Origin of the sequence: Sphaerobacter sp., assembly GCF_019683595.1 — a bacterium.
In the GTDB taxonomy this organism is placed as follows: domain Bacteria; phylum Chloroflexota; class Chloroflexia; order Thermomicrobiales; family Thermomicrobiaceae; genus Sphaerobacter.
This window is the reverse complement of sequence record NZ_JADGHZ010000022.1, coordinates 26,456-35,698: the sequence shown is the minus strand read 5'-3', so window position 1 is coordinate 35,698 and position 9,243 is coordinate 26,456. Positions and strand designations below refer to the sequence as shown.

Sequence of the window (9,243 nt, the reverse complement as noted above, 5' to 3'; positions counted from 1 at the left end):
GCTGATCCAGCCGGTGGCGATCGAGGCGGGGCTGCGCTTTGCCATTCGCGAGGGTGGTCGCACGGTGGGCGCCGGCGTCGTCACCGAGATCATCGAGTAAAGGTCTGGGGGAGATGACGATGGCGACGCGACGCCCGACGCAGAAAATCCGGATCCGCCTCAAGGCGTACGATCACAAGATCCTCGACCAGTCGGCGGCGAAGATCGTCGATACGGCCGAGTCGACCGGCGCCAAGGTGTCGGGCCCGGTGCCGCTCCCGACGCGGATCGAGCGCTTCAGCGTGATCCGGTCGCCGTTCATCGACAAGGACTCGCAGGAGCAGTTCGAGATCCGCACGCACAAGCGGCTGATCGACGTGCTCGAGCCGAGCCACGCGACGATCCGGGCGCTGATGCGGCTGAACTTGCCGGCGGGCGTGGATATCGAGATTAAGCTGTAAGCATGGGTAATCATGCTCTGCATGCGGCAGCGGGCGGGCAACCGTCTTCTGCCGCGTCCTGATCGGGAGAGAGCCAATGATCCATGGCCTCTTGGGTAGAAAACTCGGCATGACCCAGATCTTCGACGAGGCGGGACAGGTGATCCCTGTCACCGTGCTCGAGGTCGGGCCATGCGTGGTGACGCAGGTCAAGACGCGGGAGCGTGACGGCTACGAAGCCGTGCAGCTCGGCTTCGGCCACAAGAAGCGGCTGAACCAGCCCGAGCGTGGCCACCTGCGGGCGTCCGGCGCCCAGCCCCGGTACCTCCGGGAGGTGAAGGCGGACAACATTGAAGAGTTTTCCGTGGGGCAGGTGATCGACTGCTCCGTCTTCAAGGAAGGGGAGCGAGTCGACGTCACGGGGACGAGCAAGGGCCGCGGCTTCGCCGGCGTGATGAAGCGCCACGGCTTCGGCGGTGGGCCGGCCACGCACGGCCAGTCCGACCGGAAGCGCGCACCGGGTTCGATCGGTGCGAGCGCGACCCCGGGGCGTGTCTTCAAGGGGCTGCGCATGGCGGGCCACATGGGGAACCAGCGGGTCACCGTGCAGAACCTGCAAGTGGTCCGCGTCGACCCGGAGCGCAACGTCGTGCTCGTGCGCGGCTCGGTTCCGGGCGCGAATGGCCAGTTGGTGATCGTGCGGCGGGCGGTCAAGTATCGCGAGCGCGCTGCCGCGGCGGCGTCGTAGAGGAAGAGGAGCGACGAGCCGTGCAAGTTCCGGTCTACGATGTCACCGGGCAGGAGACAGGGCAGGTCGAGTTGGCCGACTCGGTGTTCGGTATCGAGCCGAACGTGCCCGTGATGCACCAGGCGTATGTGCGCCAGATGGCCAATGCCCGGCTGGGAACCCACGATACGAAGACGCGCGGCGAGGTGCGCGGTGGTGGTCGCAAGCCGTGGCGCCAGAAGGGCACCGGCCGCGCGCGGCACGGGAGCATCCGCTCGCCGCTGTGGCGCGGCGGTGGAGTCGTCTTCGGCCCGCACCCGCGCAAGTACACGCAGCGGATGCCGCGCAAGATGCGCCGCCTGGCGATCCGGTCGGCGCTGTCGGCCAAGATGAAGGCGGATCAGGTCGTGGTGGTCGAGGGGCTCACGGAGATCGAGCCGCGCACCAAGGCCATGATCCAGACGTTGGCGCGCCTGCCCAAGGGCGACGCTCGCTCGACCTTGATCCTGGTTGATGAGCCGCGCGAGAACGTGCGCCGCGGCGCGGACAACCTGGAGAACGTGCGGGTGTTGCCGGCTCAGTACGTCAACATGCGCGACGTCTTCAAGTACGAGCGGCTGCTGCTGACCCGCGAGGCGGTGGACGTCATCCACCGGCTCTGGGCGCAGTAAGGGGTGCAGGGATGGAATACCAGGACGTCTTGCGTCGCCCGCTGATCACCGAGAAGAACACCCGGCTGATGGAGTTGGGGCAGTACACGTTCGAGGTGGCGCGCGACGCGAACAAGATCCAGATCAAGGACGCGGTCGAGCGGACCTTTAACGTCGAGGTCGTCGCCGTGAACGTGATAAATGTCCGCGGCAAGGAGCGGCGACGCGCGCGGCGGGGTCGGCCGGCGAGCGTGGGCCGCACCCCGAATTGGAAGAAGGCGATCGTGACCCTCAAGGAGGGCCAGACGATCGACCTGTTCGGTCAGCTCTAACGGCGACGGGCAGGCTAGCGAGGAGAACAGCCATGGGAATTCGCAGGTACAAGCCGACATCGCCCGGCCGCCGGAATATGACGGTCTCGACCTTCGAGGAGATCACCAAGCGGGAGCCCGAAAAGAGTCTGCTCGAGCCGCTGAAGAAGCATGCCGGGCGCAACAACCAGGGGCGGGTCACCGCCCGCGGGCGAGGCGGCGGCAACAAGCGCTTCTACCGGCGCATCGACTTCAAGCGGAACAAGTTCGGGATTCCGGCTAAGGTGGCCGCGATCGAGTACGACCCGAACCGCTCGGCGCGTATCGCACTCCTCCACTACGTCGACGGGGAAAAGCGGTACATCCTGGCGCCGCTGGGCCTGAAGGTCGGCGACATCGTGCAGTCGGGTTCCGGCTCGCCGATCCGGGTGGGCAACGCGCTGCCGCTGTCCGACATCCCGACGGGCACGCCGATCCATAATATTGAGTTGTACCCCGGCCGCGGCGGGCAGTTGGTGCGGTCCGCCGGGGTCGCGGCGCAGATCATGGCCAAGCAGGACGGCTACGCCCAGGTGCGGATGCCCTCGGGCGAGGTCCGCATGATCCGGCTGAACTGCATGGCGACGCTGGGCCAGGTTGGCAACGTCGACCACGAGAACGTGCGGATCGGCAAGGCCGGTCGCTCGCGGCATCTGGGCCGGCGGCCAATTACGCGCGGTGCGGCCATGAACGCGGCCGACCACCCGCACGGCGGTGGTGAGGGCAAGGCGCCGATCGGCGGCCAGCCGCGAACGCCGTGGGGTAAGCCGACGCTTGGGTACCGGACGCGGCGCAACAAGAAGACGGACAAGTTCATTGTGCGCCGCCGGGGCAAGGGGCGCTAGCCCACGTGCGCGGCGGAACGGAGGAGCACATTGGGTAGGTCGTCGAAGAAGGGCCCATACATCGATCCGAAGCTGCGGGAGAAGATCGAGCAGGCGAACGCGAGTGGCGACCGCCGGGTGATCCGGACGTGGGCGCGGGACTCGACCATCTTCCCGGAGATGATCGGGCACACCGTGGCGGTCCACGATGGGCGCCGCTTCGTGCCGGTCTTCGTGACGGAGCAGATGGTGGGCCACAAGCTCGGGGAGTTCGCGCCGACCCGCACCTACCGCGGCCACGGCAAGGACGCCGAGCGCTCGTCCCGCCGGCGCTAGGCGTCGAGGGCGGCAAAGGGGAGACGGCACATGGAGGTCATGGCCAAAGCACGGGGGCTCCGGGTGTCGCCGCGAAAGGCGCGGCTGGTCGTCGACATGGTCCGCGGCAAGTCAGTGCCCGACGCGCTGGCGATCCTGCGGTTCGTGCCGAACAAGTCCGCCGAGTACGTGGCGAAGGTGGTGAAGTCGGCCGCGGCGAATGCCGAGCACAACCACGATCTGGACCCCGACCGGCTCTACATCAAGCGGATCTACGCCGACGAGGGGCCGACGTATCGCCGCTGGCGGGCGCGGGCCCGGGGTCGGGTGAACCGACGTCTCAAGCGCACGGCGCACATTACCGTTATCGTCGACGAGATGGAGAAGGGGGCCTAGCTTGGGACGGAAGGTACATCCCATCGGTTTCCGCCTCGGCATCGTGCACGACTGGGAGTCGAAGTGGTACGCCGAGCGGAACTACACCGAGCAGTTGCATGAGGATCTGACGATCCGGCGGCTGATTAACGATGAGTTGACCCGGGCCGGGATCTCGCGCATCGAGATCGAGCGCGCGGCCAACCGGATCGAAGTGACGATCCACACGTCGAAGCCCGGCATCGTCATCGGCAAGCAGGGCGCGAACGTCGAGCGGATCCGCCAGCTCATCGAGCAGCAGGTGGGCAAGAAGGTCCACCTGAAGATCGAGGAGATCAAGGATCCAGAGCTGGACGCGCGCCTGATCGCGGAGAGTATCGCGGAGCAGATCTCCCGGCGGGTGTCGTTCCGGCGCGCGATGAAGCACGCGGCAACCCAGGCCATGCGCAAGGGCGCCAAGGGCGTGAAGATCCGCCTCAGCGGGCGCCTGGGCGGTGCCGAAATGGCCCGCACCGTGACGGAGATGATGGGTCGTGTGCCGCTGCACACCATCCGGGCGGACATCGACTTCGCGGTCGTCCACGCCCACACGACGTACGGGCGCATCGGCGTCAAGGTGTGGGTGTATCGGGGTGACGTCATGCCGGAGGCGCGCAGTGGGGCGGAGTTGCCCGAACTGGCGGCCACGGCGGAGTAGCGGCCGCGCTGACGGACGGCGGAGATAGGAAGCACAGCCATGTTGATGCCGAAGCGGGTGAAGCACCGGAAGGTCCAGCGCGGTCGGATGACCGGCAAGGCCTCGCGCGGCAACACGGTCGTGTTCGGTGAGTACGGGATCCAGGCGCTCGAGCCGGCGTGGGTGACCAGCCGGCAGATCGAGGCGGCCCGCCGCGCGATCACCAACTACGTGCGTCGTGGTGGGAAGGTCTGGATTCGGATCTTCCCGGACAAGCCGGTCACGCAGAAGCCGGCCGAAACGCGCATGGGGAGCGGCAAGGGCAACCCGGAATACTGGGTGGCCGTGGTGAAGCCGGGCCGGGTGATGTTCGAGCTCGGCGGCGTGCGCGAGGAGCTCGCCCTCGAGGCGTTGCGCCGCGCCATCCACAAGATGCCGATGAAGTGCCGCGTCGTGCGCCGCGAGGTCGTCGCCGCCGGGACGGAGAGCGGAACCGGAGGTGACGAGGCATGAAGCCGGCTGAAATCCGTGCAATGAGCGACGCGGAGCTGATGCAGAAACTCGATGAGCTGCGCTCCGAATGGCGCGATCTGCGCTTTGATGAGGCAATCGGCAAGCTGACCAACACCGCGCGGATCCGGCAGATCAAGCGGGACATCGCGCGGATTAAGACGATTCAGACCGAGCGACGCATAGCCGCCGAGATGGAGAAGGCGCAGGCGCAGTCGTAGCGCCGCGCCGTGTTCGGCGGGGAAGGACGGGCAGACCGGACCATGCAGGCAAGTGAGACCGCAAGCGAGACGAGGCCACGGCGCCGATTGACGAAGGTCGGCCGGGTCGTCTCGGACAAGATGGACAAGACGGTCGTGGTGTCGGTGGACTACCTTCGCCGCCACCCGCTGTACCGGAAGACGATCCGGCGGACCAGCAAGTTCAAGGCGCATGATGAGCACAACCGCTGCAAGGTCGGCGATGTGGTGCTGATCGAGGAGACGCGCCCCCTGAGCAAGACCAAGCGCTGGATCGTCCGCGAGATCCTCGAACGGGCCCAGGAGATCTAGCCCGCGGCTCGGCGGCGAGGAGGAGGAAAGGCGCGATGATCCAACAGGAGAGCAGGCTCAAGGTCGCCGACAACTCCGGCGCGCGAGAGATCCTCTGCATCCGTGTGCTGGGAGGCTCGGGCCGGAAGTATGCATCGGTCGGGGATGTCATCGTGGCGACGGTGAAGTCGGCACAGCCAAACTCGGCCGTCAAGAAGGGTGACGTCGTCCGGGCGGTCGTGGTCCGGACGGCGCAGGAGTATGGTCGGCCGGACGGGACGCACATCAAGTTCGACGACAACGCGGCGGTCCTGATCAACCAGCAGGGCAACCCGCGCGGTACCCGCATCTTCGGCCCGGTTGCGCGCGAGCTGCGGGATCGGCAGTTCATGCGGATCGTCTCCCTTGCGCCAGAAGTGCTCTAGGGTGAGCGAGAGAGCGAGGGAGGAGTCATGGCCGAGAAGATCGTGACCGGCGACGAAGTGCTGGTCATCCGCGGACGAGATAAGGGTGCCCGGGGCCGGGTGCGGCAGAACATGCCGCGCGTCGACCGGGTGATCGTCGAGGGTGTGAATCGGGTCAAGAAGCACCAGCGTGCGATCCCCGGGGGTCGCCCGGGGGGCATCATCGAGGTCGAGGCCCCGTTGCACGTCTCGAAGGTGATGCTCATCTGCCCGTCGTGCGACAAGGCGACTCGGGTGGGGTTCCGGTTCACCGAGTCGGGCGAGAAGGTCCGGTACTGCAAGAAGTGCGACGCGGTGATTCCGCGGCCGAGGTAGCCGGGAGCCCGGTCGCCGGGTGAGGTGAGGATACGAGATGGCAGCACGCCTTCGGGAACTCTATCGCAACGAGATCGTACCCACGTTGATGGCGGAGTTTGGGTACCGGCATGTGCATGAGGTGCCCCGCCTGGAGAAGATTGTTCTGAACATCGGCCTGGGCGAGGCGATTCACAACGGGCGCGCGTTGGACGCTGCGGCCGACGACCTGGCCACCATTTCTGGACAGCGCCCGGTCGTGACGCGGGCGAAGCGCTCGATCGCCGGTTTCCGGCTGCGCGCCGGGATGCCCATTGGCGTCATGGTCACCCTGCGCGGCGACCGGGCTTATGAGTTCCTCGACCGGCTGATCGGGACGGCGCTGCCGCGAATCCGGGACTTCCGAGGGCTATCGCCGCGCTCCTTCGACGGCCGTGGCAACTACACCCTGGGGCTGCGTGAGCAGTTGGTCTTCCCGGAGATCGACTACGATAAGATCGACAAGGTACGCGGCCTGGAAGTGACGATTGTGACCACGGCGAAGACCGACGAGGAGGGCCGCCGACTCCTCGCGCTGCTGGGCATGCCGTTCCGCGAGTCGTAGGGAGAGTCGGAGGAGAAATGGCGAGAAAGGCACTCATCGTCAAGGCGATGAAGCCGCCCAAGTACCCGGTGCGGCATGTCAACCGGTGTAAGCTGTGCGGGCGCTCCCGCGCCTACATGCGGAAGTTCGGCGTCTGCCGGATCTGCTTCCGTGAGCTGGCCGCGAGCGGCAAGCTGCCCGGCGTGACCAAGTCGAGCTGGTAATGGACGGCGAGCGGAGTAGCGACGGACGATGACGATCAACGATTCCATTGCAGACATGCTCACGCGAATTCGCAACGCGGGCATGGCGCGCAAGCCGGAGACCTCCATGCCGTCCAGCAAGATCCTGGTGGCGATCGCCCGGATCTTGAAGGAAGAGGGCTACATCGAGGACTTCCGGGTCGAGGAGCGCCGGCCATACCCGGTGCTGACGATCAAGCTCAAGTACACGCGGGATCGCCGGCACGCCATTCGGGAGTTGCGCCGGATCTCCAAGCCCGGGCTGCGCGTCTATGCCGGGAAGGACGAGATTCCGCGGGTGCGCAACGGCCTCGGCATTGCCATCGTCAGCACCCCGCAGGGCGTGATGTCCGGGCATGAGGCTCGGCGCCGCGGCATCGGCGGCGAGGTGCTCTGCACCGTCTTCTAGCGACGCGCGGGCCTGTCGAGCTACGGAGGAAGCAGGATGTCACGGATAGGCAATCTCCCCATCCCGATCCCGGCGGGCGTCGAAGTCCAGATCGATCCGGGGGTGGTGCGCGTCAAGGGGCCGAAGGGGGAGTTGGAGCAGCGGGTGCACCCCGCCATGCGCTTCGAGCGCGAAAACGGGACGCTGTTGGTGCGCCGGCCGTCGGACGAGCGCCAGTTCCGTGCGCTGCACGGGCTGACGCGGACGCTGGTGGCGAACATGGTGCACGGCGTCACGCAGGGGTACCGCAAGGACCTGGAGATCCAGGGCGTGGGGTACCGCGCACAGCTTGAGGGTAAGACCCTCGTGCTGTCGCTGGGCTTCTCCCACCCGGTCCGGGTCGAGCCGCCGGAGGGGATCACATTCGTGCTGGAGTCCCCGACCCGGATCGGCGTGCAGGGGATCGACAAGCAACTGGTTGGCGAGATCGCCGCGCGGATTCGCCGGATTCGCCCGCCGGAGCCCTACAAGGGCAAGGGTGTGCGCTACCTGGGCGAGCGCGTGCGCCGCAAGGCCGGTAAGGCCGGAAAGGTCGGCAAGTAGCACGATGCGGGTGGGTTCGGGTAGCCACCGGCGGCGCTGCCCCGGCATGGGACGCCGCTCGGTGGGCATCTCGGGCTGATACCCGTTCAAAGGAGTCACGACTCGGATGGGCAAGTACGAGTACAAGCGGACCCTTTCCCCGCGGAAGCGGCGCCACCTGCGGGTGCGCGCCAAGGTGAGCGGGACGCCGGAGCGGCCGCGGCTCAACGTGTTCCGGAGCAACGAGCACATTTACGCGCAGGTGATCGACGACACGGTCGGTCACACGCTGGTGGCGGCGTCCACCCTGGAGAAGGCGGTGCGCGAGCGCTTCCCGGAGGAGCATCCCAAGGTTGTGGAAGCCCGCATCGTCGGCACGGTGGTCGGTGAACGAGCCCGCGAAAAGGGCATCACCCGCGTCGTCTTCGATCGGGGTGGCTACAAGTACCACGGGCGGGTCCGTGCCCTGGCCGAAGCGGCGCGCGAAGCTGGGCTAGAATTCTAAACAGCGGGCACGCAGCCCGTGGGGAGAGAGCGGCATAGAGACATGGAAAGACGCACAGACGGCAGGCGGCCCCGCGGCGACGACGCACCCGAGTTTCAGGAGCGGGTCGTTCAGATCAACCGCGTCGCCAAGGTGCAGAAGGGTGGCCGGCGGTTCAACTTCAGCAGCCTGGTGGTGGTCGGCGACGGCAATGGCCGCGTTGGCGTCGGGCTGGGCAAGGCGGCTGAAGTGCCGGATTCCATCCGCAAGGCGGCGGACGCGGCTCGGAAGAACATGATCCGGGTGCCGCTGGCGGGACGGACCATTCCCCATGAGGTTGAGGTCAAGTTCGGAGCGGCGCGAGTGCTGCTCAAGCCGGCGGCGCCGGGTACCGGCGTGATCGCCGGGGCAGGGGTGCGTGCGGTCGTCGAGGCTGCCGGCATCCAGGACATCCTGGCGAAGTCGCTGGGAAGCGACAACCCGATCAACGTCACCCAGGCGGCTCTCCTCGCCCTGAAGAGCCTGGAGTCGGTCGAGCAGGTGGCGGAGCGGCGTGGCATCCCGCCGGAGCGGCTGCGTCGCCGGGAGCAGGCGGTGCAGGCATGAGCCAGAAGACGATCCGGGTGACCTACTACCGGAGCGCAATCGGGTACAGCCGGGATCAAAAGGACACGATCCGGGCGCTGGGGTTCCGGCGGTTGAACCAGACGCTGGAAAAGCCGGACAACCCGTCCGTGCGCGGCATGATCTATAAGGTGCGCCACCTGGTGCGGATCGAGGGCGAAGAAGAGGAGTCGTAACCTCTCCGCCCCGGCCCGCGAGGGCGTACA

The 9,243-nt window shown here is 67.1% G+C and carries 21 protein-coding genes; all 21 read left to right on the top strand.

All coding sequences use genetic code 11. The annotated features are described in order from the left end of the window. On the top strand, window positions 1-100 hold a 100-nt coding region (locus tag IRZ30_RS04445; RefSeq protein ID WP_294082019.1), incomplete at its 5' end, for a hypothetical protein. Window positions 101-119: 19 nt separating this feature from the next. Next, window positions 120-440: a 30S ribosomal protein S10 gene (gene rpsJ, locus IRZ30_RS04440; RefSeq protein ID WP_012871518.1), complete on the top strand. Its 321-nt coding sequence runs from the start codon at window positions 120-122 to the stop codon at window positions 438-440. A gap of 76 nt (window positions 441-516) precedes the next feature. After that, window positions 517-1,167 (top strand): 50S ribosomal protein L3, encoded by a 651-nt coding sequence (gene rplC, locus IRZ30_RS04435; protein WP_366945319.1) that lies wholly within the window; start codon window positions 517-519, stop codon window positions 1,165-1,167. Between the two features lie 20 nt (window positions 1,168-1,187). Further along, window positions 1,188-1,817, top strand: a complete 630-nt coding sequence (rplD, locus tag IRZ30_RS04430) for a 50S ribosomal protein L4 (RefSeq protein ID WP_294083365.1) — start codon at window positions 1,188-1,190, stop codon at window positions 1,815-1,817. A gap of 11 nt (window positions 1,818-1,828) precedes the next feature. Next, window positions 1,829-2,128, top strand: a complete 300-nt coding sequence (locus IRZ30_RS04425) for a 50S ribosomal protein L23 (RefSeq protein ID WP_294083363.1) — start codon at window positions 1,829-1,831, stop codon at window positions 2,126-2,128. 32 nt (window positions 2,129-2,160) lie between these two features. Further along, window positions 2,161-2,991, top strand: coding sequence for a 50S ribosomal protein L2 (gene rplB / locus IRZ30_RS04420; protein WP_294083361.1), 831 nt, complete (start codon window positions 2,161-2,163; stop codon window positions 2,989-2,991). Between the two features lie 30 nt (window positions 2,992-3,021). Further along, window positions 3,022-3,306, top strand: a complete 285-nt coding sequence (gene rpsS, locus IRZ30_RS04415) for a 30S ribosomal protein S19 (RefSeq protein ID WP_294083359.1) — start codon at window positions 3,022-3,024, stop codon at window positions 3,304-3,306. 30 nt (window positions 3,307-3,336) lie between these two features. Continuing rightward, entirely contained in the window at window positions 3,337-3,681 is a 345-nt protein-coding gene (gene rplV / locus IRZ30_RS04410; protein WP_294083357.1) for a 50S ribosomal protein L22, read from the top strand. Window position 3,682: 1 nt separating this feature from the next. Beyond that, window positions 3,683-4,357, top strand: coding sequence for a 30S ribosomal protein S3 (gene rpsC / locus IRZ30_RS04405; RefSeq protein WP_294083355.1), 675 nt, complete (start codon window positions 3,683-3,685; stop codon window positions 4,355-4,357). A gap of 39 nt (window positions 4,358-4,396) precedes the next feature. After that, window positions 4,397-4,849, top strand: coding sequence for a 50S ribosomal protein L16 (rplP, locus tag IRZ30_RS04400; protein WP_294083353.1), 453 nt, complete (start codon window positions 4,397-4,399; stop codon window positions 4,847-4,849). Beyond that, window positions 4,846-5,067 carry a 50S ribosomal protein L29 gene (gene rpmC, locus IRZ30_RS04395; protein WP_294083351.1) on the top strand — a complete coding sequence of 74 codons (222 nt, stop codon included), beginning with the start codon at window positions 4,846-4,848 and terminating at the stop codon, window positions 5,065-5,067. Before rplP ends, rpmC begins: the two co-directional genes overlap by 4 nt. Window positions 5,068-5,109: 42 nt before the next feature. Next, window positions 5,110-5,397 (top strand): 30S ribosomal protein S17, encoded by a 288-nt coding sequence (rpsQ, locus tag IRZ30_RS04390; protein WP_294083349.1) that lies wholly within the window; start codon window positions 5,110-5,112, stop codon window positions 5,395-5,397. Window positions 5,398-5,432: 35 nt separating this feature from the next. Beyond that, on the top strand, window positions 5,433-5,801 hold the full coding sequence (rplN, locus tag IRZ30_RS04385) for a 50S ribosomal protein L14 (RefSeq protein ID WP_294083348.1): 369 nt from the start codon (window positions 5,433-5,435) through the stop codon (window positions 5,799-5,801). A gap of 27 nt (window positions 5,802-5,828) precedes the next feature. Further along, window positions 5,829-6,155, top strand: a complete 327-nt coding sequence (gene rplX, locus IRZ30_RS04380; RefSeq protein ID WP_294083346.1) for a 50S ribosomal protein L24 — start codon at window positions 5,829-5,831, stop codon at window positions 6,153-6,155. Between the two features lie 37 nt (window positions 6,156-6,192). Next, entirely contained in the window at window positions 6,193-6,738 is a 546-nt protein-coding gene (rplE, locus tag IRZ30_RS04375; protein ID WP_294083344.1) for a 50S ribosomal protein L5, read from the top strand. A 17-nt stretch (window positions 6,739-6,755) separates the two neighbouring features. Next, window positions 6,756-6,941, top strand: coding sequence for a type Z 30S ribosomal protein S14 (locus IRZ30_RS04370; protein ID WP_012871532.1), 186 nt, complete (start codon window positions 6,756-6,758; stop codon window positions 6,939-6,941). A gap of 28 nt (window positions 6,942-6,969) precedes the next feature. Next, a complete protein-coding gene (gene rpsH / locus IRZ30_RS04365; RefSeq protein WP_012871533.1) occupies window positions 6,970-7,368 on the top strand; it encodes a 30S ribosomal protein S8 in 399 nt (132 codons plus the stop codon). Between the two features lie 36 nt (window positions 7,369-7,404). Further along, entirely contained in the window at window positions 7,405-7,950 is a 546-nt protein-coding gene (gene rplF, locus IRZ30_RS04360) for a 50S ribosomal protein L6 (RefSeq protein WP_294083339.1), read from the top strand. Between the two features lie 106 nt (window positions 7,951-8,056). Beyond that, window positions 8,057-8,434 carry a 50S ribosomal protein L18 gene (gene rplR / locus IRZ30_RS04355; protein ID WP_294083337.1) on the top strand — a complete coding sequence of 126 codons (378 nt, stop codon included), beginning with the start codon at window positions 8,057-8,059 and terminating at the stop codon, window positions 8,432-8,434. 42 nt (window positions 8,435-8,476) lie between these two features. Further along, window positions 8,477-9,019: a 30S ribosomal protein S5 gene (rpsE, locus tag IRZ30_RS04350; RefSeq protein WP_294083335.1), complete on the top strand. Its 543-nt coding sequence runs from the start codon at window positions 8,477-8,479 to the stop codon at window positions 9,017-9,019. Beyond that, window positions 9,016-9,213, top strand: a complete 198-nt coding sequence (rpmD, locus tag IRZ30_RS04345; protein ID WP_294083333.1) for a 50S ribosomal protein L30 — start codon at window positions 9,016-9,018, stop codon at window positions 9,211-9,213. Before rpsE ends, rpmD begins: the two co-directional genes overlap by 4 nt. Window positions 9,214-9,243 lie beyond the last annotated feature (30 nt).

Coding starts and splice junctions, on each gene's coding strand:
- rplB (WP_294083361.1), top strand. CDS start 2,161: ATGGGAATTCGCAGGTACAAGCCGACATCGCCCGGCCGCCGGAATATG.
- rplE (WP_294083344.1), top strand. CDS start 6,193: ATGGCAGCACGCCTTCGGGAACTCTATCGCAACGAGATCGTACCCACG.
- rpsH (WP_012871533.1), top strand. CDS start 6,970: ATGACGATCAACGATTCCATTGCAGACATGCTCACGCGAATTCGCAAC.
- rplN (WP_294083348.1), top strand. CDS start 5,433: ATGATCCAACAGGAGAGCAGGCTCAAGGTCGCCGACAACTCCGGCGCG.
- rplR (WP_294083337.1), top strand. CDS start 8,057: ATGGGCAAGTACGAGTACAAGCGGACCCTTTCCCCGCGGAAGCGGCGC.
- rplF (WP_294083339.1), top strand. CDS start 7,405: ATGTCACGGATAGGCAATCTCCCCATCCCGATCCCGGCGGGCGTCGAA.
- rpsQ (WP_294083349.1), top strand. CDS start 5,110: ATGCAGGCAAGTGAGACCGCAAGCGAGACGAGGCCACGGCGCCGATTG.
- rpsJ (WP_012871518.1), top strand. CDS start 120: ATGGCGACGCGACGCCCGACGCAGAAAATCCGGATCCGCCTCAAGGCG.
- rpmC (WP_294083351.1), top strand. CDS start 4,846: ATGAAGCCGGCTGAAATCCGTGCAATGAGCGACGCGGAGCTGATGCAG.
- rpsE (WP_294083335.1), top strand. CDS start 8,477: ATGGAAAGACGCACAGACGGCAGGCGGCCCCGCGGCGACGACGCACCC.
- rplP (WP_294083353.1), top strand. CDS start 4,397: ATGTTGATGCCGAAGCGGGTGAAGCACCGGAAGGTCCAGCGCGGTCGG.
- rplC (WP_366945319.1), top strand. CDS start 517: ATGATCCATGGCCTCTTGGGTAGAAAACTCGGCATGACCCAGATCTTC.
- IRZ30_RS04370 (WP_012871532.1), top strand. CDS start 6,756: ATGGCGAGAAAGGCACTCATCGTCAAGGCGATGAAGCCGCCCAAGTAC.
- rplV (WP_294083357.1), top strand. CDS start 3,337: ATGGAGGTCATGGCCAAAGCACGGGGGCTCCGGGTGTCGCCGCGAAAG.
- IRZ30_RS04425 (WP_294083363.1), top strand. CDS start 1,829: ATGGAATACCAGGACGTCTTGCGTCGCCCGCTGATCACCGAGAAGAAC.
- rplX (WP_294083346.1), top strand. CDS start 5,829: ATGGCCGAGAAGATCGTGACCGGCGACGAAGTGCTGGTCATCCGCGGA.
- rpmD (WP_294083333.1), top strand. CDS start 9,016: ATGAGCCAGAAGACGATCCGGGTGACCTACTACCGGAGCGCAATCGGG.